This is a genomic window from Streptomyces toxytricini, from assembly GCF_014649915.1.
In the GTDB taxonomy this organism is placed as follows: domain Bacteria; phylum Actinomycetota; class Actinomycetes; order Streptomycetales; family Streptomycetaceae; genus Streptomyces; species Streptomyces toxytricini.
Genome location: NZ_BMTY01000011.1, coordinates 25421 through 47440 on the forward strand (window position 1 = coordinate 25421; position 22020 = coordinate 47440).

Genomic DNA, 22020 nt, shown 5'->3' on the forward strand with positions numbered 1-22020 from the left:
CTCGCCTGCGACCGCGCCAAGGAGCACCATGACCGACACCGCCTCCACCGGGCAGCCCGGTACGCCCGCACCGCCCTCCCCCGACGCCGTCCCCCGGCAGGCGCCGCCCGCGTCCGCACCGCCGGCCGCCGGCGGGTACGGCCCGCCCGGCCTCCTCGAACGCCTGGGCTCGGCCGCCTTCGGCCTGCTGAACGCGCACCGGGAGTGGCACGAGCTGCCGCTGCCGCTCGCCCTGCTGAACCTGCGGGTGCTCCGCGACGACCTGCGCCGCGAGAACCTCCACGACACGTACGGCGCCGGCGGCGAGCGGCCCCGCCGTCCCACCGCCGAGCTGCTGCCCCACCGCTCGTACGACGGGTCGGGCTACGACCCGTACGACGAGGACATGGGCCGCGTCGGCACCCGCCTCGACCGCAACGCCCCGCTCTCCCTGGCTTTCCCCGGCTCCGACGAGGAGCTGATGACTCCGAGCCCGCGCGAGATCAGCCGGCAGCTGCTGGCCCGCCGCTCGTTCGTGCCGGCGACGTCGCTGAACCTCCTGGCGGCGGCGTGGATCCAGTTCGAGAACCACGGCTGGGCCAATCACGGCGACAACGAGGAGGCCGAGCCGTTCACGGTGCCGCTCGCCGCCGACGACGACTGGGAGGCGCTCGGCGGGACCTGCCCCATGCGGATCAACCGCACCCGCCCCGACCCCGTCGCCCACACCTCCCCCGGGACCCCGCCCACGTACGAGAACACCGTCACCCACTGGTGGGACGGCTCCCAGGTCTACGGCTCGGACGAGGCCCGCTGCCGTTCCCTGCGCACCGGCGAGCACGGCAGGCTCACCGTCGAGGACGGCCGGCTGCCCGCGGACCCGCGCCCCGGCCGGGACTGCCTGGACCTGACGGGCATGAACAGCGACTACTGGGCGGGGCTGTCGCTGCTGCACACGCTCTTCGCAAAGGAGCACAACGCGATCTGCGACTTCCTGCGCGCCCACTACCCGACGTGGGGCGACGAGCGGCTCTTCCACACCGCGCGGCTGGTGAACACCGCGCTGATGGCGAAGATCCACACGGTGGAGTGGACGCCGGGCGTCCTCGACACCCCGGTCCTCAAGCGGGCCATGGACGCCAACTGGTACGGGGTCCTGCCGCGCTGGGTCGGCAGGACGTTCGGGCGGGTCGGCAGCGGGGAGATGCTGAGCGGGATCCCCGGCTCGCCGACCGACCACCACGCGGCCCCGTACTCGATGACGGAGGAGTTCGTCTCCGCGTACCGGCTGCACCCGCTGATCCCGGACGAGCTGGTGCTGCGCGACCACCGCGGCGGCGGCCCGCGCGAGACGATCGGCTTCGACGACATGCAGGGCGCCGCCACCCGCAAGTCCGTCGAGGCGTACGGGATGAGCGACCTGTTCTACTCCTTCGGCACGGCCCACCCGGGGGCCCTCGTCCTGCACAACCACCCGGACGCCCTGCGCAACCTGGTCCGGCTGTCCGGGGAGCACGTCGACCTCGGCACGGTGGACATCCTGCGCGACCGCGAGCGCGGGATCCCCCGGTACAACGACTACCGGCGGATGCTGCGCAAGCGGCCCGTACGGTCCTTCGAGGAGCTGACGGGCGGGCACCCGTCGGACACCCCGCTGCTGCGGGACGTCTACGAGGGGCGGCTCGACCGGGTCGACACCCTGGTGGGGAACCTCGCCGAGCCGCGGCCCGCCGGGTTCGGGTTCAGCGACTCCCTGTTCCGGATCTTCATCCTGATGGCGAGCCGGCGCCTGAAGAGCGACCGGTTCTTCACCACCGACTACCGGCCGGAGGTCTACACGGCGGAGGGCCTGGAGTGGGTGGACCGCAACAGCATGGTGACCGTGCTGCTGCGCCACCACCCGGAGCTGGGAGCGGCGCTGGAGGGCGTCACGAACGCGTTCGCGCCGTGGCGGACGCTGTAGGCGGGGCCGTGTTGGTGGCGTCGACGGCGTGGCGCAGGCCCCGCGCGAGGACGGCCGCGTCGTCCACGCCCCAGAAGTGGGTGTAGAAGAGGCGGGGCTCGTCCATCAGGCCGTGGTTGTGCAGCTCGATGACGGACAGGCCGCCGCGGCGCAGGGCCGGGAGGACGTGGTGGACTTCCTCGGCGGTCATGACGAAGTCGCCGTTCACGGCGGCCCGCCCGCCGCCGAGGGGCTGGAAGGCGAGGACGGTGGCCATGCCGGTCGCGGCGGGCACGATGCGGTGCTCGTCGGTGACGGTCTCGCGGCGGCCGAAGGTGTACTTGTAGATGCCGCCGTCGTTGGTGCCCACGGCGCCGAGGGCGGCGTCCATGGCGGCGGTGTCCAGGTCGAGGGGCGGTGCGGGGGCGGGCGGGGCCGCGGGCGGGGTGCCGGTGGCGGCGAGGACCGCCCGCAGTCCGCGGGCCGCCTCGACGGCGTCGTGCCCCATCGCGTGGAAGTGGGTCCACCACACGTCGGGTTCGTGGGCGAGCAGGTGCTTGTGGATCGCGGTCTGGCCGAATCCGTTCGCGTGCAGGGCGTCGGTGGCACGCTGGAGCTCGGCCTCGACGACGACGAGGTCGCCGCGCACCACGGTCATGCCGTCGGCGTACGGGGTGAAGGCGGCGTACGAGCTGAGGGCCAGCCCGGGGTGGATGGTGACGCCCTGGGAGACGACGGTGAGGTCGCGGCGCGGGAAGGCCACCCGGTAGACGAGGCCGGACATGAGGCGTCCGGGGCGTCCCAGGGCGGCTGCGACGCCCTGCCAGTCGGCGTCCGTGGTGGGCACCGGCTCGATCGGCGTCCGGGCGGCGGTCCGGGTGCCGGGCCCGGCGGCGGCTGCGGCGCCGGTGGCCGTCACGGCGCCGGTGAGTACGGGTGCGAGCGCCGCGGCGGTCAGCAGCCGGCGCCTGGATGTGCCGGCGGGGGCGTCCCCGCCGGGCCGTCGGTCTCGGGTCATGGTCAACGCCTCCGTCCGGTCCGTCGACAGGCGATGCAACCACGGCACACGGGCCGTCGGGCGCAGACCGGCGCCCGCTGCGGGCCGGACGGGGGAAAGGCTCACCCGTGCGGGGCGGGCGCGGGCCGGGACACTGACGGAAACCTGCGGGACTCGGGCGGGGCGGGGTGCGGGCGGTGCCGGCACGTCAGGAGAGAGCGGACACCTTGAAGACCGCGTGCGCCGTCTCGCTGTCGATCAGGCGGGAGAGGCGCCGCATCGGCGCCACGCCCTCGGCCAGGGTGCCGCGGGCGACGCTCGTGTCGATGTCCTGGCCGACCCGGTGCCACAGCGGGGGGTTCGCCGTGAGGACCCGCGGGTCGAGCTCGACGCGGTTGCCGTCGGTGTCGGTCAGGACGAGCCGCTGCGCCAGCCCGTCGTGCCAGACCACGGAGGCCAGCCGGTCGGTGCGGACCCGGCGCCGGCGGACAAGCCCGCGGGTGGTCAGCCGTCCGGGGGCGGCGCTGACCCGGGTGGGCCACAGGACGACGAACAGGACGGCGCCGAGCCCCGTCCAGACCGCCGTCCGCGGCCAGTCGGTGAAGCCGGCTGCGGCGTCGACCCCTAACAGGAGCGAGGTCAGCACGACGGCAGTGCCCGCCGAGGCTCTCGCGTCCGGGGCCCAGCCGCTGTCCTGGACAGCCTTCGGTTCGGCCACGGGAAACCCTCCCCACATCAACACATCCACGAAGATCAAGGTGTACAACGCATTCAACTACCCAGGGACACGGCGGGCAGTCCCTCCGGGGGCCCTGCGGCGGCAGGTTGGCGCATTCGGGGCGTTCGATGACGCTTTGGCGCACCCCCCGCGGCGCATGCGGGACCCGGCCGGGTGCGGGGCGCTGCGTACCCTTGCGGCATGACGATGCACAAGACCGGCCGTGTGAGTGTCGAAGCGATGCTCGAAGACCTCAGGACCCTCGTCGAAGTCGAGTCCCCGTCACGGGACGTGGAGGCGCTGGCCGCGTCGGCGAAGGCGGTTGCGGGGGTCTTGGAGGGCCGGCTCGGCGGGCAGGCCCTCCTGGTCGACAGCGAGGCCGGTCCGCACGTCCACTGGTCGGGCGGCGGGGAGCCGCGCGTGCTGGTCCTCGGCCACCACGACACGGTGTTCCCGCTGGGCACGCTGGAGCGCCGGCCGTTCGCCGTCGAGGGCGGGCGGGTGACGGGGCCGGGCGTGTTCGACATGCTCGGCGGGCTCGTCCAGGCCGTGCACGGCATCGCGGGCCTCGGCGACCCGTCGGGCGTGGAGATCCTGGTGACCGCCGACGAGGAGGTCGGCTCGCACACGTCGCGGGCGCTGATCGAGGAGCGGGCGCTGGCCTGCGGCGCCGTGCTCGTCGTGGAGGGCGCCGCCGACGGCGGGGCGCTGAAGACCGGCCGGAAGGGCTGCGGGTCCTTCCACGTCTCCATCACCGGCCGCGCCTCTCACGCCGGGCTCGAACCGGCCGCCGGGGTCAACGCCCTCGTGGAGGCGGCGCACCAGGTGCTGGACATCGCCGCGCTCGGCCGTCCGGAGGCCGGCACCACCGTCACCCCGACCGTCGCGTCCGCGGGCACGCTGGACAACGTCGTCCCGGCGGAGGCGGACATCGTGGTGGACGTCCGGGTGGAGACGGAGGGCGAGAAGGAGCGCATCGAGTCCGCATTCGCGTCCCTCGCCCCGCACCTGGCCGAGGCGCAGATCACGGTGAGCGGCGCCGTCGGCCGGCCCCCGATGCCCGAGTCGGCGTCGGCCGAGCTGTTCGCCCTGGCGAAGGAGCTGCTGCCGTCACTGGAGGGCAGGGCCGTGGGCGGCGGCAGCGACGGCAACTTCACCGCCGCGCTCGGCGTGCCCACCCTCGACGGGCTCGGCGCGGTCGGCGGCGGCGCCCACGCCGACCACGAGTACGTGCTGGTCGACACCATGGCCGAGCGCGCGGAGCTGGTCGCGGGCCTCGTACGGGCGATCCGCGAGCGCCCGCGGTCTGCGGACCGCTAGGAGCGGGGCCTGCGGCGGCTCATACGAGGGCTTCGTGGACGAAGCACCAGCGCCAGTCCTCGCCGCGCTCGAAGGAGCGGACCACGGCGTGTCCCGTGTCCGTCGCGTGCGCGCGGGCGTGCCGCATCGGCGAGGAGTCGCAGCAGCCCACGCGGCCGCAGACCAGGCACAGCCGCAGGTGCACCCAGGGGGAGCCGAGGCTCAGGCAGTCCTCGCACCCCTCGGGGGTTCGGGGCGTGACGGGGCGGACCATGGCGAGGTGCGGGTCCGGATGCGTGCTCATCGCCGCCTCCCTGGTGTCGCGGTCGGTCGGATGCGGGGCCGGCGTGGCCGGCGGGGCGGCAGCCGGTGGCGGCCCCTCTCCAGCATGCGCCCGGCGGCCCGCGGGGGCTGCCGGGCGCGGGACCGGGCCGCAGCGGCAGGGGGGCGGCCGATCGCGTAGGCTCGGCGGATGGCGAAGTACTTCGACGTCCACCCCGACAACCCGCAGCAGCGCACGATCAGCGGCGTCGCGGACGGCATCCGCTCCGGGGCCCTGGTGGCGTACCCCACCGACTCCTGCTACGCGCTGGGCTGCCAGCTGGGCAACCGGGAGGGCCTGGCCCGGATCCGGTCCATCCGCCGCCTGGACGACCGGCACCACTTCACGCTGGTGTGCCGGGACTTCGCGCAGCTGGGGCAGCTCGTCAACATCGGCAACGACGTCTTCCGCGCCATCAAGGCGGCGACGCCCGGCAGTTACACCTTCATCCTGCCGGCGACGCGGGAGGTGCCGCGGCAGCTCCTGCACCCGAAGAAGAAGACCGTCGGCGTGCGCATCCCCGACCACACCGTCACCCAGGCGCTCCTCGCCGAGCTGGGTGAGCCTCTGCTGTCCAGCACCCTGCTGCTGCCCGACGAGAGCGAACCGCTCACCATCGGGTGGGAGATCAAGGAGCGGCTGGAGCACTCCGTGGACATCGTCGTCGACTCGGGCGACTGCGGGACGGAGCCGACGACGGTCGTCGACTTCTCCGGCGGCGCCCCCGAGGTCGTCCGCCGCGGCGCCGGGGACCCGTCCCGGTTCGAGTGAGGCGGCCTGCGTCTTCGGGCCGGATCCGGCAAGCGCACGGCCTGCCGGGTCCGGTGCCGGCCGGGGCGGGGCGGCCGCGGGCGGCCACCCGCGGCGCCGGCCGTCCCTGCGCCCCCACCCGTCGTGATCGACGCGTCGGCCGGGGTGCGATGCGGCTCCGGCGGCGGGCGCGCATCATGGGAGGGAGACGCTCGGTTCGCTCGGCGGAGGAGGGCGCGGATGAGTTCCCAGCGCTTCGAGCTGGTGTTTTCCGAGGATCCTGACGGCCGCGAGGACGTCGTGGTCGTCACCGAGACCGGCGTGTCGGGCCCCGGCGGGCACCCTGTGTACGAGGACCCGACCGGCATCGTGCGCGCCGAGATCAGCGACCGCGGGGAGGTCCGCGTCCTGGCGTCGGGCGGCGGGCAGAGCCCGGCCCGCGTGGTCCGCGCCCGACCGGTGGAGTGACCGCCGGTCCCCCGTGACGCCCTGCCGGGCCGCGGCCGGGCCCGCGACTCCCGGTCCGCGGTGTCCCGTTCGGCTGCCCTTCAGGCCAACGATCCTTGCCAGTAAGGCACTTGACAGGCGGATGTGCGGGGTACGATCTCCGCCGTGACGGGGTCGGGGGTATTCGGACGTCCGGGCGGGCTGCGCGCCCGCGGCTGCGCGACGGCGGCCGCGGCCCTGCTGGCCCTGGCCGGGTGCGCCGCGGACGGGACACCGGACGCGAGGGGCGGTCCGGAGGAGTCCCCGCGTCCGTCGGCGGCTTCGGGCGGAGCCACCGCCGGGGCGCCGGCCCCGTCCGGCGACCCGGGCGGCGGGGCACCCGCCCCGTCCGCGGTCCCCGCGTTCGACCCGGCCAAGCAGCCCGCCGACGCCGCAGCGGCCCGTGCCCTGCTCGACCGGGTCCTAATCGACCAGGAGGCGTTCGGCCCGGACGTGCGGCGCAGCTCCCCCTTCGAGAGCCGGTCCGGCCACTGGCCGGTCCTCGACGCGGACTGCGTGTGGCAGACCGCCGGCCTGCCGCCCGGCGTGCTCGCCACCAGGACCCGCTACTTCCACGTTCCGGCCGGCGACGGCCGCGGCCGGGTGCGGATCAGCGCCACGGTCACCGTCCACCGCGACCCGTCCGGATCCGGCTGGGAGACGGCGCAGGCCATGGAGGAGGTGCTGCGCTGCCCGCAGCAGGTGCTGGGCGCCGGCGAGCGGCTGCAGAACCTGTGGGGCGCCTCGCTCTATCTGGGCGAGCAGCTGAACGGCTGGACGGAGGACGCCTTCAGCGAGTCCGGCGAGTACGTCGGCGAGAAGGACGGCGGGCCGCACCCCTACGTGTGGTCGCAGGGGCAGTTCGGCCCGGTCACGATGGCGGTCGCCGGCCGGGGAGCGGCGGGGGTCACCGCGCAGGCCGTCCGGGCGCTGGTCGTGCAGGGGACCAGCCGGATGATGCTCCAGGCGCACGGCGCGCTCGCGAAGGAGGGCTGATGGAGCGGCTCCATCCTGCGGACCCCTCCCGGATCGGCGGGCACCGCCTGCTGGGGCGGCTCGGCGCGGGAGGCATGGGCGTCGTCTACCTCGGCCGCACCGACGACGGGGCGCTCGCCGCGGTCAAGGTGATCCGCGCCGAATACGCGGACGAGGACGACTTCCGCGCCCGGTTCCGGCGTGAGGCGGCCATCGCGGCCCGCGTGGACAGCCCGTGGGCGGTGCGCGTCACCGGCGCCGACCCGGACGCGGCCGAGCCGTGGCTGGCCACCGCGTTCGTTCCCGGGCCCTCGCTGGCGGAGGCCGTCGCCGCGCACGGCCCGCTGCCGCTGCGCGCCGTACGGCTCCTGGGGAAGGCGCTGGCCGGGGCGCTCGGGGTGATGCACGGGCAGGGCCTGGTCCACCGGGACGTGAAGCCGGCGAACGTGCTGCTCGGCATGGACGGCCCGCGGCTGATCGACTTCGGGATCGCGCGCGGCGGCGAGCACACCGCCCTGACCTCCACGGACGTCGTCATCGGCACTCCCGGGTTCCTCTCCCCCGAGCAGGCCCGGGGACTGCCCGCCGAGCCCGCCGGGGACGTGTTCTCGCTGGGCTGCCTGCTCGCGTACGCGGCCACGGGGCGGCTGCCGTTCGGGACGGGCGCGGCGGAGGCGGTGCTGTACCGCACCGTCCACGACGAGCCGGAGTTCGGGCCGGAGGTCCTCGCCGACCCGGAGCTGGCCGCGCTGCTGCGCAGGGCCCTCGCCAAGCACCCCGGGGAGCGGCCCACGGCCCGCGAGGTGGACGGGGCGCTGACCGAGGACGCTCCGGGGCCGGGCACCGGGTGGCTGCCCGACCCGGTCGTGGCGGTGATCGCCGAGCGGGCGGCCGCGCTGCTGGCGCTGCCGGGGATCGAGGAGACCGTCGCCGATGCGGCTGCCGGCGGCTCGGAGGCCGGCACCGCGGCGGCCGGCGGGCGCGGTCCGACGCGGCGGCGGCTGCTGGCCCTCGGCGCGGCGGGCGCCCTGGCCGCGGCCGGCGGCGGGGCCGCCGCCTGGCTGTCGCTGCGGGGCGGCACAGGCGCCGGCTCCTCCGGTGCGGCGGGCGGGCGGCGGTGGCTCCTCGGGGTGCACGCGGACCTGTCGGGGCCGTACAGGGCGGCCGGGCTGGCCCAGGAGCGCGGGGTGCGGCTGGCCGTCGCCGACTTCAACTCCCGCGCCCGGCGGCCGTTCACGCTGGGGGTGGTCACCGCCGACGACGGCGGCGCCGCCGACCGGAGCGCCGCCGCCGCGGCCGGGCTGGTCGGCAACCGGGACGTCCTCGCGGTGGTCGGCCCGACCGCCAACGCCTCCGTGATGCCCTGCCTGGAGCCCTACGGGGAGGCCGCGCTGCCCCTGCTGACCGTGTCGGCGCTCGGCACGGTGTTCGGCGTGGCGGACCGGCGGAGCTTCTTCCAGAACTCCGCGCGGTCCCTCGGCCAGGGCTCCGCCGTCGGCCTGCAGCTCGTACGGGGGCAGGGGGCGCGGCGCCTGGGACTGCTGTGCGACCGCGACGGCGACTCCGAGGGGTGGCAGGCCGTGCTGCTGCTCAGCCGGACCCTGGGCTCCGCCGACCCGGCGGCGACGGCGTACGCCCGGGTGGTGCCGCGCGGGGCGCAGGCGCTTCCGCAGGTCGTCGCCGACATGCTCGCGCACGGCGTCGACGGGTTCTTCTACACGGGCACCCCGGCCGGGGCGGCGAAGACGGCCGGGCTGCTGGCCGAGGCCGGGTTCCGCGGGCCGCGCGCCGCCGACTACGGGACCGCCGGCCCGGAGTTCCTGGCGCAGGCGGGGGCGGCCGCCGAGGGCTGGCAGTTCCTCACCCCGTACACCGGCCCGGAGGCGCCGCGGGCCGCGCAGCTCGCCAAGGCGCACCGGGACGCGTACGGGGAGGCGCCGGGCATTTGGACGGTCGAGGCGTACGACACGGCAGCCCAGGTCATCGACCGGTTGGCCGCGGCCGCGCGGGACGGTGCCCGCCCGACCCGGGCGGAGCTGCTGGCGGCCCTGCCCGTGGGCACCTACCAGGGCCTTGCGAAGGAGTACGCGTACGACGCGCAGCGGCAGGTGAAGGGGAACATCCACTTCCTGCACCGGGTGGAGGGCGGCCGGATCCGGTTCGTGGGGCCCGCCGTCGGCGAGTCGGCCGGGTAGCGGGTGCGCCCGCTCCTGCCCGCCGATCCGGCGTCGGTCGGCGGGCACCGGCTCCTCGGACGGCTCGGTTCGGGCGGCATGGGCACCGTGTACCTGGGCCGGTCCCCGGCGGGCGTCCTGCTCGCGGTGAAGGTGATCCGGGCCGACCATGCCGCGGATCCGGCGTTCCGGGCCCGGTTCCGGCGGGAGGCGCAGGCCGCGGCGGGGCTGTCCGGGCGGTGGGTGGTGCCGGTGGTCGCCGCCGATCCGGAGGCCCGCGAGCCGTGGCTGGCCACGCCGTTCGTCCCCGGGCCGTCGCTGTCCGAGGCGGTGGGCGGGTACGGCCCCCTGCCGGCGGGGAGCGTGCGGACGCTGGGGGTGCGGCTGGCCGAGGCCCTCCAGCAGGTGCACGCGGCGGGGCTGGTGCACCGTGACGTGAAGCCGGGGAACATCCTGCTCGCGCCGGACGGGCCGAGGCTGATCGACTTCGGGATCGCTCGGGCGGTCGGGGCGACGACGCTGACGGCGGCCGACGCGGTCGTCGGGACGCCGGGCGACCTGCCGCCGGAACAGGCGCGGGCGGGCGCGCGGTCCCCGGGGCCGGCGGGGGACGTGTTCTCCCTCGGCTGCGTGCTGGTGTTCGCGGCGACCGGGCGGGGGCCGTTCGGCGGCGGTCACGCCGCCGCCGTCGTCTTCCGCACGGTGCACGACGAACCGGTGCTGGACGGACTCCCCGCGGAGCTGCGGGAGGCCGTCGGGGCGTGCCTGGCGAAGGACCCGGCCGGGCGGCCGCTCCCGCAGCGGCTGCGAGAAGTCCTCGGCGGCGGGGAGCCGGCCGACGGGGACGGCGGGGACGGCGGCGGGGACTGGCTGCCGCCGCCGCTGCCGCGGCTGATCGCCGAGCGCTCCACCCGCGCCCTGGAGCTGCCCGCCCCGGAGCCCACCCGCCTCGACGCACCGCGGACGCCGCCCGGGGCGCCGGGGCCGGGCGGCGGCCGGCTGACCCGGCGGCGCCTCCTCGCGGTCGGCGGTGCGGTGGCCGCGGCGGCGGTTCCGCCCGCCTGGCTGGCCTCGCGCGACCGTGTACGAGGCGGGGCCGGCGGCCCGCGCGGGACGGCGGCCGGGCCGGTGTTCACCGTCGCCCTCCAGGCCGACCTGTCGGGGCCGGGCAGGGCCGAGGGGCAGGCGCACGAGAGGGGCCTGCGGCTGGCCGCGGAGCAGCACAACGCGCGCGGCGGGGTGCCGTTCCGGCTGGCCGTCCGCGCTGCGGACGACGGCGGCGACCCCGCGCGGGCCGCGCAGGTGATCGCGCAGCTGGTGGCGGACCCGTCGGTGGTCGCGGTCGTCGGCCCCACCGCGCAGGCCGCCGTACCCGCCCTGGCCGAGGCCTGCCTGGCCGCCGACCTGCTCCTGCTGCCGGTGTCCGTCCACAGCGGGGCGGCGGCGCAGTCCCACTGGCGGACGGTGTGCGACACGCGCGGCAAGCCGGAGGAGATCTCCCTGCCGGTGCTGCACTACCTGTCTCGGGTGCGTCCCGTCTCGCACACCGCGGTCGTGGAGCAGGAGGGCGCGGCGGAGACGGACCGGGAGCTCACCCGCATGCTCCGGCACACGCCACCGTCGCAGGGCACCGTGAGCGTCCACCGGATCCCGGCCGCGGCGGGCGGCGCCGACCTGGCCTCGGTCGTGGACGGGATCCTGCGGGCGGGGGCGCAGGCCGCGGTCTTCGCGGGGACGTCCGCGGCGGTCGCCGGCCGGTTCGCGCGTGCGCTGGACGGCGCCGGGTTCGCGGGCCCGCGGATGGCGACGGGCCGGGTGATGGCCCCCACCTTCCTGGAGGCGGCGGGCGGGGCGGCGGAGGACTGGCTGTTCGGCGCGTTCTTCACGGAGCCGTCGGCGGTACCCGCCGCGGCCGGCTTCACCGCCGCGCACCGGGCCGCGTACGGGGAGCCGCCGGCCCGGTGGGCCGCCGAGGCCCACGACGCACTCGGCTTGGCCGCGGCCGCCCTGGCCGCGCTCGGCGAGGAGGGCCGCGACCGGCCGGGGCTGTCGCGGCGGGTCTTCCGCACGTCCTACGAGGGGCTGGCCAAGCCGCTGGCCTTCGACGCCACCACGCGGACGCTGGCCGGGCTGCGCGTCGCGCACCTGTACCGGGTCCGGTCGGGCGCCTTCGCGTACCTCGGCCCGTACGCGGACGTGACGGCCGCGACGTGACGGCCGCGACGTGACGGCCGCGACGTGACGGCCGCGACGTGACGGCGCCGGCCCTCGCGGCCGGGGCGGCCGGTCCGGTGCCGGGCGCCTGCTCCGTGCGGGTGTTCTTCGGCTCCCGTTCGGCCGCACCCCCCGAGCGCATGATCATCCTTTCGGCCCGCGGTCGTCTTTGATGCTGCCATCCGGCCATGGGCGATCTGGGAGGGCCGCATCCCGATGTCTCCGACACACCGCGCACCGCACGCACCACGGGAACCACTGGCTGCGCAACCGCAGCAGGATGCACCCGAACGGCGGTCGCCCCGCCCCTCCCGGTCCCGGCGGAGCCGGGCCTGGAGCGTCGCTGCCGCCGTGACGGGGGCCGCGCTGCTCGTCGCCGCCGCGCCGGGCAGCGCACCGCCGCAGCCCGCGGACGGCTCCGCCCCCGTGTCGGCCGGCGTGGTGCTGCTGGTGGGCAGGGCCCTGGCGGAGGGCGGCGTATCCGCGGCGGGCTGCGCCGCCGAGGGGTTCCGGGAAGGGCTGTGCACGGGCTGGCGGCAGCAGCGGGTCCGGGCCACCGCCGACGGCGCGGGCGCGGTGCTGCGCGAGCCGCGCGGGCGCGGCGCCGTGCGCGGCGCGGCGCGCACGGTGGTGCTGCCGACGGATCCGGGGGGCCCGCTGGAGATCGGGCTGGCCGGCCCCGGGCTGCTGACCGACGTCACCGTGCAGGACGCGCACGGCCGGCACGTCGGCGGCGTCCTCTCCCCGAAGGGCCGGCACTGGAACAACACCGAGCCTCTGCGGGCCGGCGAGCTGTACACGGTGCACGTGGGGGCGCAGGACGCGGCCGGCACCCCGGTCGGGGCGACCATGGCGTTCCGGACGGCGCCGGCCCCGAAGGGCGGCCGGGTCACGGCCGGTTTCGGGCCGCGGCCGGGGACGTACGGGGCGGGGCAGATCGTGACGGCCTCGCTGAGCCGGCCGGTCCCGGCGGCCGACCGGGAGGCACGGGCGCGGGTCGAGCGGTCCCTGGAGGTCACGTCGGAGCCGGCGGTGCAGGGGGCGTGGCACTGGGTGGACGCCTCGACGCTGCACTACCGGCCGCGCACGTACTGGCCCGCCCGCGCGGTGGTGCGGGTGCGCAGCGGGTTGGACGGGGTGGACCTGGGCGAGCACGGCCACGGCGGGCCGTCGGATCCGGTGGAGTTCACCGTCGGGGACCGGATCGAGGCGCTGACGGACTCCGCCGCGCACGTGATGACGGTGCGGCGCAACGGCCGGGTGCTGCGGACGATCCCGGTGACCACCGGCAAGGAGGGCTTCCGCACCCGCAGCGGCATCAAGGTGGTGCTGGGGCAGGAGGCGAGGGTCCGCATGCGCGGGGACACGGTCGGCATCCAGCGCGGAACCAGCGAGTTCTACGACTTGTCGGTGCGGTACGCGACGCGGGTGACGTGGAGCGGGGAGTACGTGCACGCGGCGCCCTGGTCGGTGGACGCGCAGGGGCGGGAGAACGTCAGCCACGGCTGCACGGGGATGAGCACGGCGGACGCGGCCTGGTTCTTCGACACGGTGCGGATCGGGGACATCGTGGAGGTGGTCAACAGCGGCGGTGAGCCGATGGAGCCGTTCGCGAACGGCTTCGGCGACTGGAACCTGGACTGGAAGGCCTGGCTGGCGGGCAGTGCGCTCGCCCCGGAGGCCGCGGAGGCGGCCCCTGCGGCGGCGGTGTCCGCGGCGGCGCCGCGCACGCCGGCGCGCCTGCTGCCGCTCGTCTGACGCGGACGCGGGTGGGCGCTGCACCCGCGGCGTCGCGCGGGTGCAGCGCCCGTTACCGCGCCGGGCGGGCCGTCTACCGGGGGGCGGGGCAGGCCTGCCAGGCGAGGTGGTACAGGGTGCTGACACTGGCGTCGGTGGAGTCCATCGCCATGAAGCTGGTCGCCGCTTGCGGGTTGGAGGTGCCCGCATTCACCCGCAGTTCGGTGTTGATGTTGAAATTGCGCTTTTCACCGCAGGGCGCCCAGACGAGGTCCGCGTATTCGGTCCGGTCGGTCGCCTGCCAGTTGTCGTTGAAGGGTCCGTTGAACTGGTGGGTGCGCTGCGTCGTCTGCGGCATTCCCTGGAAGTAGTAGTTCGCCCGTTCCTGGCCCCATGCGCCGGGCTGGAGGAATGCGAATCCGCGGTAGTCGGCCTGGACGATCGCGTAGGTGAATCCGGAGGGAACGTGCACCCGCAGGTTCAGCTGGCAGTTCTTGCGGAACGCGGTCGGCGGCGCGCCGGGGCCGACCTGCGCGAGGTAGTCACTGTAGGTGACGGTGAAGGCGGTGTTGTCGGGGGCCACGGCCACCTCGGCGGTGCCCTCGCGGCATCCGGATCCGTTGACCGTGGCGAGCTCGATCACGATCTTGTCGGGGGGCGCGGTGATCTGCGGGGTGTGGCCGGCGGCGCCTGCCGGGGTGGTCGCCGTGGCGGCGAGGACGGCGGCCGCGGCGCCGGTGAGCAGGGTGCGGGACAGGGAAGGGGACATCGTCGTCGCTCCTGACCGTGATTCGGGTGGGCCGGTGCTCACGCCGGGTCAGGACCCGGGACAGGTCTTCCAGGCGAAGTGGTAGACCGTGCTGACGCTGCCGTCGGTGGAGTCCATGCTCATGAAGCTCAGGGACTGCGGGTTCGAGGTGCCGGGGTAGACGCGCAGCTCGCTGTTGACGTTGAGGTTGCGCTCCTCGCCGCACGGTGCCCAGACCAGGTCGGCGTAGTCGGTCTGGTCGGTGGCCTGCCAGTTGTCGGAGTACGGGCCTTGGAACTGGTGGAGGGTGCGGGCGGTCTGCGCCATGCCCTGGAAGTAGTAGTTGGCGCGCTCCTGCCCGTAGGCGCCGCGCTGGAGGTGGGCGAAGCCGCGGTAGTCGGCGCGGGCGATGGCGTAGGTGAAGCCGTGCGGGACGTGGATGCGCAGGGCGAGCTGGCAGTTCTTGCGGAAGTCGGTGCCGCCGGAGCCGGCTCCGGTCTGGGCGAGGTAGTCGCTGTACGTGACCGTGAAGGAGGTGTTGTCGGGGGCGGCGGCGACGGAGGCGGTGCCCTGGGGGCATCCGGATCCGTTGACGCCGACGACGTCGACGGTGATTCTCCCGGGAGGCGGCGTTTCGGTGGCGGCGTGGGCCGGTGCAGCCAGGGCGGTCAGCGCCGCCAGTGCCGCGGCGGCGGTCAATCTGCGGATCACCATCTGGTTTTCCCCATTCCTCCGGAGCCGGTTTTCCGGATTTCGGCATGGACATGCCACCACGGCTTTACCGGCCCGGAAAGGTGCCGATACGGCCAACCGCCTCCGGCCACTCCCGCTGGCCGAATTCCGCGCCCGCCCCCGCCGCCCCGCACCCCGCCCATCAGCCCCGCTCCCCCGGCCGCCGCCGTCCGGGCCGCGGGCGCCGCCCGCGCACTCTGACCGGAACCCCGCGGACCCGCCCGGCCGGGCCGGGCCGTACTCCGCCCGCCCGTCCGCACGGCGCACACCGCGCCGTGCCGCGTTAGGCTCGGACGGGGTGCAGGAGAGGGATGATGCGCATGTGTCGATGGTTGGCCTATTCCGGCTCGCCGCTGCTGTTGGACGCGGTTCTCTACCAGCCGGAACACTCACTGATCAACCAGAGCCTGCATGCTCGGATGGGAGTGGAGACGACCAACGGCGACGGCTTCGGGATCGGCTGGTACAGCACCGACGCGGCCGCGAACGGCACCCCCGCGGTGTTCCGCGACATCGGGCCGGCCTGGAGCAACCGCAACCTGCGGGAGCTCGCCGCCCACATCCGCTCCCCGCTGTTCTTCGCCCACGTACGGGCTTCGACGGGCTCCGCCATCCAGCAGACGAACTGCCACCCGTTCCGGCACGGCCGCTGGCTGTGGATGCACAACGGGGCCATCACCGACTTCCAGCGCCTCCAGCGCGACCTGTGCATGGCCGTCGACCCGGCCCTCTTCCCCTGCATCGAGGGGTCGACGGACTCCGAGGTGATGTTCTACCTGGCCGTCACCTTCGGCCTCGACCAGGACGTGCCCGGGGCGGTCGCCCGCATGGCGGGGCTGGTCGAGCGGGTGGGCAAGGAGCACGGCGTCGCCGACCCGCTCCAGATGACGGTCGCCGTCAGCGACGGGGACCGCGTGTGGGCGTTCCGCTACTCCAGCTCCGGCAGGTCGCGCTCGCTGTTCTTCAGCAGCCGGGCCGACACCGTCCGGGAGCTGTACCCGGAGCTGCCCTACCTGCGCGAGGTCTCCGACGACACCCGGCTGGTGGTCTCGGAGCCGCTGGGAGACCTGCCGGGGCTGTGGAACGAGCTGCCCGAGGCGAGCTACGTGGTGGTGCCGGCGGAGGGCCACGAGGACTGCCTGCCGTTCATCCCCGAACTCCCCTGACGGCGGGCCCGCCGCGGCCGGCCGCCGGCCTGCCGCGCCCCGGGAAGGGCCGCGGCGGGCCGGCGCGGCCGTCAGCAGATCCGGGGCAGCTGCTCCCCCAGTGGCAGGTCCAGTACGCGCGTCCCGCCCAGCCCGGTCCGCGCCACGACCATGCCGGGGTGCTCATCCACGGCCCGGCCCACGATCGCCGCGCGCCGGCCCAGCGGGTGGGCGCGCATCGCGTCCAGGACGGCCTCCGCGTGCCCGGGCGGCACGAACGCCACCAGCTTGCCCTCGTTGGCGACGTAGAAGGGGTCCAGTCCGAGGACCGCGCAGGCGTTGCGGACGGGCTCGGGCACCGGCACCCGCCCCTCGTCGACGACGATGCCCGTGCCCGATGCGGCGGCGATCTCCCCGAGCGCGGCCGCCAGCCCGCCGCGCGTGGGGTCCCGCAGCACGTGCAGGTCGGGCGTCACGGCGAGCATCGCCTCGACGAGCCCGACGAGCGGGGCGCAGTCGCTGACGGTCTCCACGTCGAAGCCGAGGCCCTCGCGGCAGCTCATGACGGCCACCCCGTGCGCGCCGATCTCGCCGCTGACGATGACCGCGTCTCCGGGCCGCACGCGCTGCGGGCGCAGGTCCACGCCGTCGGGGACGAGTCCGATGCCGGCCGTGGTGATGTAGATGCCGTCGCCGTGGCCGGCCTCGACGACCTTGGTGTCGCCGGTGGCGACCTCGACGCCCGCGGCCCGGGCGGCGGCGCCGAGGGCCTCGGCGACCCGGGCCACCGTGGCGGTCTCGACGCCCTCCTCCAGGATGAAGGCGCAGGACAGGTAGGCGGCGCGGGCGCCGCTCATCGCGAGGTCGTTGACGGTGCCGTTGACCGCGAGGTCGCCGATGCTGCCGCCGGGGAAGAACAGCGGCCGCACCACGTAGGAGTCGGTGGAGAACGCGAGCCGGGCACCGCCCAGCGTGACGGCTGCGCTGTCGCCCATCCCGGCCAGCACCTCGCCGCCGTACGCGGGGGCGAAGACGTGCCGGACCAGCTCGGCGGAGAGCGCGCCCCCGCCGCCGTGGCCCATGACGACGCGGGGGTGGTCGCGCAGGGGTGCCGGGCAGGTCCACCCGGTGACGTCGAGGACGGTGTCAGACAACGGGGCTCGCCTCCAGCGGGGGCTGCGGTGCGGGCTGCGGGGTGCGGGCTGCCGGGGCCGTGCCCAGGCGCCGGTAGAGGTAGTACGCGGCGCAGGCGCCCTCGCTGGAGACCATCGTGGCGCCGAGCGGGGTGCGCGGGGTGCAGGCGGTGCCGAACGCCTCGCACTGGTGCGGCTTGAGCAGCCCCTGGAGCACCTCGCCGCTGCGGCAGGCCGCGGGCTCGCGGGTGGTGATGCCGGACACCGGGAAGCGGTGCTCGGCGTCGTACTCGCGGTAGCGCTCCGAGAGCCGCCAGCCGCTGTCGGGGATGGTGCCGATGCCGCGCCAGGCCCGGTCGGTGACCTCGAAGACGTCTTCGATCATCGCGAGGGCGGCCGGGTTGCCCTCGGGGCGCACCGCCCGCGGGTAGGCGTTCTCGACGGTGTGCTCGCCGCGCTCCAACTGGCGCACGGCCCGGCGGACGCCTTCGAGGATGTCGAGGGGTTCGAAGCCGGTGACGACGACGGGCACCCGGTGGCGGTCGGCCAGCTCGGGGTACTCGGCGGTGCCCATGACGCTGCACACGTGCCCGGCGGCCAGGAAGCCCTGTACGCGGCAGCTCGGCGACCGCATGATCGCCTCGATCGCCGGGGGGACCCGGACGTGGGAGACGAGCAGGCTGAAATTGCGGATGCCGAGCCTGCGCGCCTGGTACACCGTCATGGCGTTGGGCGGGGCGGTGGTCTCGAAGCCGATGCCGAAGAACACGACCTGCCGGTCGGGGTTCTCGCGGGCGATGCGCAGGGCGTCGAGCGGGGAGTAGACCACGCGGACGTCGCCGCCCTCGCTGCGGACCCGGAAGAGGTCCTTGCCGGTCCCGGGGACGCGGAGCATGTCGCCGAAGGAGCAGAAGACCACCTCGGGGCGTGCGGCGATGGCGAGGGCCTTGTCGATGACCTCCAGCGGCGTCACGCACACCGGGCAGCCGGGGCCGTGGATCAGCTCGACGGCCTCCGGCAGGAGCTGGTCGATGCCGTGCCGGATGATCGTGTGGGTCTGGCCGCCACAGACCTCCATCAGCGCCCACGGCCGCGTCACGGAGGCCCGGATGTCGTCCAGGAGCCGGCGGGCCAGCCCGGGGTCCTGGAACTCGTCGATGTACTTCACCGCTGCCGCGCCTCCCGCGCCGTCCCCTCGGCCTCCGGCCGTGCGCCGGAGGTGCCTTCCTCTGCGCCCGCCTCGGCCGCCGCCCGCTCCCACGGGTCGCCGAACTCCTCCTGGAGCATGCCGAGCTCCTCGAAGAGCTCCAGGGTGCGCCGGGCGGACTCCTCGTCGAGCCGCTGGAGCGCGAACCCGACGTGGACGACGGCGTACTCGCCCACCCGCAGGTCGGGCAGGTACTCCAGGCACACCTCCTTGACGACGCCGCCGAAGTCGACGCTCGCCATGCGGGTGCCGTCCCGCTCCGCGATCTCAAGCACTCTGCCGGGTACCGCCAGGCACATGGCCTCCTCCTTGCTGTGGGTGGTGCCGGTTTCCGGCCGCCGCGACCATCAGCTGGCCGAGGGCCAGCCCGCCGTCGTTCGGCGGGACGCGGTGGTGGCGCAGGACGGTGAAGCCGCGGCCGCGCAGCAGGCGGGCGCAGGCGGAGGAGAGCACGGTGTTGGCGAACACCCCGCCGGTCAGGGCGGCGGTGTCGAGGCCGTGCCGGTCACGGGCCAGGACGGCGAGATCGGCGACGAGTTCGGCGACCGCGGTGTGGAAGCGGGCCGCGATCAGCGGCGGCGGCGTTGCGGCGCGCAGGTCCGCGACCACGGCGGCCAGCAGGGGTGCCGGGTCGGCGGTGACCGGCGTGTCCGCGGCCGCCGCGGCACGGAGCGCGAACGCGTATCCGGCGGCGGAGCCCGGAGGGGCGGGGGCCGCGAGGGCGGCGGCCTCCAGCTCGACCGCCGCCTGTGCCTCGTACCCGGCGTGGTGGCAGACCCCGGCGAGCGAGGAGACGGCGTCGAAGAGCCGGCCCATGCTGGAGGTGGGGACGCAGTGCAGGCCGCGCTCCAACTGGCGCTCCAGGACGCGTAGTTCCTCGGTGGGGCAGGCGCCGGTGCAGGGGAGGTCCGGCGACCAGGGCAGGCCGGCGGCCAGCAGGTGGGACAGGGCCATGCGGTAGGGGCGCCGGACCGCGGCGTCGCCGCCCGGCAGCGGGACGTACGCCAGGTGTGCGAAGCGGTGGTGGCCCGCGTAGTCGGCCAGGAGCACCTCGCCGCCCCACACGGCGCCGTCGTCCCCGTGCCCGGTGCCGTCGAAGGCGAAGCCGATGACGCTCTTGCGGCCGTCGAGGCCGTGCTCGGCCATGGCGGAGGCGACGTGCGCGTGGTGGTGCTGCACGCCGGCGACGGGGCGGGCCCCGGCGGCGCGCCGGGCCCAGGCGGTGGAGCGGTACCCGGGGTGGCGGTCGGCGGCGAGGAGGGCGGGGCGGACGCCGGTGATGGACTCCAGCTGCCCTTCGGCCCGTTCGAAGGCGGTCTGCGTGGCGAGGTCGTCCATGTCGCCGATGTGCGCGGACAGCCAGGCCCTGCGCCCCTCGCCGAGGCAGAAGGCGTTCTTCAGGTCGCCCCCGACGGCGAGGACGGGCGGCACGGGCAGCGGCAGGTCCAGCGGCAGCGGGGCGTGGCCCCGGGCGCGGCGCAGGACGAGGGGCTCGCCGTCGCAGACGCGGACCACGGAGTCGTCGCACGGCACGTGGATGGGCCGGTCGTGCGTGAGCCAGGCGTCGGCGAGGCCGGCGAGGCGCTCCACGGCCTCGGCGTCGTCGGTGACGATGGGCTCGCCGGACAGGTTGCCGCTGGTCATGACGAGCAGGCGGGGGCCGGGCGGATCGCCGGGCAGGCCGAGCAGCAGGTGGTGCACGGGCGTGTACGGGAGCATCACGCCGAGGTCGGGGCAGCGGGGGGCGACGGCATCGGCGACGCGCACCCCTGCGGGGTCCGCGGCCGCGGCGGGGAGGCGGCGCAGCAGCACGATGGGCCGGACCGGGCCGGTCAGCAGGGCGTGTTCGGCGGGGCCGATCCGTACGAGGCCGGCCAGGTCGGCGGTGTCCCGGGCCATCAGTGCGAACGGCTTGTCGCCGCGCTCCTTGCGGCGGCGCAGCCCGGCGACGGCCGCGGGATTGGCGGCGTCGCAGGCGAGGTGGTAGCCGCCGAGGCCCTTGACGGCGAGGACGGCGCCCTCGGCGAGCAGGCGGCGGGCCTGCGCCACGGGGTCGACGGCTCCGGCGGCCTCCCGCGGCGGGGTCCCGGCGAGGAGCCGCAGCCGCGGCCCGCAGGCCGGGCAGGCCACGGGCTGGGCGTGGAAGCGGCGGTCGGCGGGGTCGGCGTACTCGCGGGCGCAGTCGGGGCACATGGGGAAGCGGGCCATGGTGGTGTGCGCCCGGTCGTACGGCAGCCCGGTCACGATGGTGAAGCGGGGGCCGCAGTGCGTGCAGGTGATGAAGGGGTGCCGGTGGCGCCGGTCGGCGGGGTCCGCGAGCTCGGCCAGGCAGGCGGCGCAGGTGGCCGTGTCCGGGGAGACGAGGGTACGGGCGGGGCCGCCGGTGCGTGAAGGGGTGATGGTGAAACCGGCGCCGCCTGCGACGGGGACCTCGCAGTGGTCGACTGCGTCGACGACGGCCAGCGGCGGGGCGTCGGCGGCGAGCCGCTCGCAGAAGGCCGACACGGCGTCGGGCGCGCCCTCGACCTCGGCGACGACGCCGTCGGGGGTGTTGGTGACGTGCCCGGCGAGGCCGAGCCCGGTCGCGCGGGTGTACACGTAGGGCCGGAAGCCGACGCCCTGGACGACACCGCGCACGACGACCCGGCGGCGCTGCACGGCCTCCATCAGCGGGTGGGCGCGGTGGCGGACCGCGGGCGTCCGGTGTCCGCGCCCGCTGCGCCGCCGGTGTGGCCGTGCTCGTGCCCGCCGTGGCCGTGCGCGTGCGCGGGCTGCCGGCCGGCCATGACCGGCACGTGAACGGGCGCCCCTTCCGCCACCGCCACGGCGCGGTCCAGCAGCGCGCCGACGCCCTCGCCGGTGCGCGCGGACGTCAGCAGCACCTCCACGCCGGGGTTGACCTGGCGCACGTTCGCCCGGAAGGCGGCCTCGTCGAACGCGGCCGCCCCCGCGATGTCGGTCTTCGTCACGACGACCAGGTGGGCGAGGCCGAACGCGGTCGGGTACTTCAGCGGCTTGTCCTCGCCCTCGGTGACGGAGGCGAGGACGATGCGCAGCGACTCGCCGAGGTCGTAGGAGGCGGGGCAGACGAGGTTGCCGACGTTCTCGACGAACAGCAGGCGGGTGCCGTCGGGGAGCCAGCCGTCGAGGTGGCGGCCGAGCATGTGCGCCTCCAGGTGGCACAGCCCGTCGGTGAGCACCTGCTTGACGGGGACGCCCGAACGGGCCAGCCGCGTCGCGTCGTTCTCGGTGGCGAGGTCGGCGGTGAGGGCGGCGACGGGCACCCCGCGCTCGCGGGCGAGGCCGAGTTCCCGTTCCAGAAGGGCGGTCTTGCCGCTGCCGGGGCTGGACAGCAGGTTGACGACGGCGGTTCCGCGGGCGGCGAGTGCGGTGCGCAGGGTCTGCGCGGCGGAGGTGTTCTTGGCGAGGACCGCCTGCTGGAGGTCGACCACACGGCACATG

19 protein-coding genes are annotated in these 22020 nt (G+C 75.8%); 9 read left to right on the plus strand and 10 right to left on the minus strand.

What is annotated here, in order from left to right; all coding sequences use genetic code 11:
- Nucleotides 1–28 precede the first annotated feature (28 nt).
- Nucleotides 29–1942 (plus strand): peroxidase family protein, encoded by a 1914-nt coding sequence (locus IE170_RS15520; protein ID WP_189809968.1) that lies wholly within the window; start codon nt 29–31, stop codon nt 1940–1942.
- Here the strand turns inward: IE170_RS15520 and IE170_RS15525 are convergent.
- Nucleotides 1908–2939 carry a DUF1259 domain-containing protein gene (locus IE170_RS15525; RefSeq protein WP_189809969.1) on the minus strand — a complete coding sequence of 344 codons (1032 nt, stop codon included), beginning with the start codon at nt 2937–2939 and terminating at the stop codon, nt 1908–1910. The genes IE170_RS15520 and IE170_RS15525 overlap by 35 nt on opposite strands.
- A gap of 187 nt (nt 2940–3126) precedes the next feature.
- Nucleotides 3127–3636 (minus strand): hypothetical protein, encoded by a 510-nt coding sequence (locus IE170_RS15530; RefSeq protein WP_229884815.1) that lies wholly within the window; start codon nt 3634–3636, stop codon nt 3127–3129.
- A 201-nt stretch (nt 3637–3837) separates the two neighbouring features.
- Here IE170_RS15530 and IE170_RS15535 point away from each other — a divergent pair, with 201 nt between their 5' ends.
- Nucleotides 3838–4956 (plus strand): M20 family metallopeptidase, encoded by a 1119-nt coding sequence (locus IE170_RS15535; protein ID WP_189809970.1) that lies wholly within the window; start codon nt 3838–3840, stop codon nt 4954–4956.
- 19 nt (nt 4957–4975) lie between these two features.
- On the opposite strand, the gene IE170_RS15540 is transcribed toward IE170_RS15535, so the two are convergent.
- Complete coding sequence (locus IE170_RS15540) at nt 4976–5239, minus strand: UBP-type zinc finger domain-containing protein (protein WP_189809971.1); 264 nt, start codon at nt 5237–5239, stop codon at nt 4976–4978.
- Nucleotides 5240–5407: 168 nt separating this feature from the next.
- Between IE170_RS15540 and IE170_RS15545 the strand changes: the two genes are divergently transcribed.
- The 6 genes from IE170_RS15545 (at nt 5408) to IE170_RS15570 (ending at nt 13614) form a co-directional block, all read left to right on the plus strand.
- On the plus strand, nt 5408–6028 hold the full coding sequence (locus IE170_RS15545; protein WP_189809972.1) for an L-threonylcarbamoyladenylate synthase: 621 nt from the start codon (nt 5408–5410) through the stop codon (nt 6026–6028).
- Nucleotides 6029–6247: 219 nt separating this feature from the next.
- Nucleotides 6248–6475, plus strand: coding sequence for a DUF6296 family protein (locus IE170_RS15550; protein WP_189809973.1), 228 nt, complete (start codon nt 6248–6250; stop codon nt 6473–6475).
- Nucleotides 6476–6619: 144 nt separating this feature from the next.
- Entirely contained in the window at nt 6620–7489 is an 870-nt protein-coding gene (locus IE170_RS15555) for a hypothetical protein (RefSeq protein WP_189809974.1), read from the plus strand.
- Nucleotides 7489–9663, plus strand: coding sequence for a bifunctional serine/threonine-protein kinase/ABC transporter substrate-binding protein (locus IE170_RS15560; protein WP_189809975.1), 2175 nt, complete (start codon nt 7489–7491; stop codon nt 9661–9663). The genes IE170_RS15555 and IE170_RS15560 overlap by 1 nt, the downstream gene beginning before the upstream one ends.
- A 3-nt stretch (nt 9664–9666) precedes the next feature.
- A complete protein-coding gene (locus IE170_RS15565; RefSeq protein ID WP_189809976.1) occupies nt 9667–11856 on the plus strand; it encodes a bifunctional serine/threonine-protein kinase/ABC transporter substrate-binding protein in 2190 nt (729 codons plus the stop codon).
- 351 nt (nt 11857–12207) lie between these two features.
- The gene (locus IE170_RS15570; protein WP_229884817.1) at nt 12208–13614 is read left to right on the plus strand and encodes a L,D-transpeptidase; all 1407 of its coding nucleotides are present in this window, start codon (nt 12208–12210) and stop codon (nt 13612–13614) included.
- A gap of 73 nt (nt 13615–13687) precedes the next feature.
- Here IE170_RS15570 and IE170_RS15575 read toward each other — a convergent pair whose 3' ends face one another.
- Entirely contained in the window at nt 13688–14350 is a 663-nt protein-coding gene (locus IE170_RS15575; RefSeq protein WP_189810137.1) for a DUF4360 domain-containing protein, read from the minus strand.
- Nucleotides 14351–14410: 60 nt separating this feature from the next.
- Nucleotides 14411–15055: a DUF4360 domain-containing protein gene (locus tag IE170_RS15580; protein WP_189809978.1), complete on the minus strand. Its 645-nt coding sequence runs from the start codon at nt 15053–15055 to the stop codon at nt 14411–14413.
- Between the two features lie 338 nt (nt 15056–15393).
- Here IE170_RS15580 and IE170_RS15585 point away from each other — a divergent pair, with 338 nt between their 5' ends.
- Nucleotides 15394–16239 (plus strand): class II glutamine amidotransferase, encoded by an 846-nt coding sequence (locus tag IE170_RS15585; protein ID WP_189809979.1) that lies wholly within the window; start codon nt 15394–15396, stop codon nt 16237–16239.
- Nucleotides 16240–16310: 71 nt separating this feature from the next.
- Here the strand turns inward: IE170_RS15585 and hypE are convergent, their stop codons facing one another.
- Genes hypE through hypB form a run of 5 tightly spaced genes read right to left on the minus strand, consistent with a single transcriptional unit; the run spans nt 16311 to nt 22019 of the window.
- Nucleotides 16311–17372: a hydrogenase expression/formation protein HypE gene (hypE, locus tag IE170_RS15590; RefSeq protein WP_308428403.1), complete on the minus strand. Its 1062-nt coding sequence runs from the start codon at nt 17370–17372 to the stop codon at nt 16311–16313.
- Nucleotides 17365–18519: a hydrogenase formation protein HypD gene (gene hypD, locus IE170_RS15595; protein ID WP_189809980.1), complete on the minus strand. Its 1155-nt coding sequence runs from the start codon at nt 18517–18519 to the stop codon at nt 17365–17367. Before hypD ends, hypE begins: the two co-directional genes overlap by 8 nt.
- A complete protein-coding gene (locus IE170_RS15600; RefSeq protein ID WP_189809981.1) occupies nt 18516–18857 on the minus strand; it encodes a HypC/HybG/HupF family hydrogenase formation chaperone in 342 nt (113 codons plus the stop codon). The genes hypD and IE170_RS15600 overlap by 4 nt, the downstream gene beginning before the upstream one ends.
- Nucleotides 18826–21225 carry a carbamoyltransferase HypF gene (gene hypF / locus IE170_RS15605; RefSeq protein WP_189809982.1) on the minus strand — a complete coding sequence of 800 codons (2400 nt, stop codon included), beginning with the start codon at nt 21223–21225 and terminating at the stop codon, nt 18826–18828. The genes IE170_RS15600 and hypF overlap by 32 nt, the downstream gene beginning before the upstream one ends.
- The gene (gene hypB, locus IE170_RS15610; protein ID WP_189809983.1) at nt 21225–22019 is read right to left on the minus strand and encodes a hydrogenase nickel incorporation protein HypB; all 795 of its coding nucleotides are present in this window, start codon (nt 22017–22019) and stop codon (nt 21225–21227) included. The genes hypF and hypB overlap by 1 nt, the downstream gene beginning before the upstream one ends.
- Between the last annotated feature and the right edge of the window lies 1 nt (nt 22020).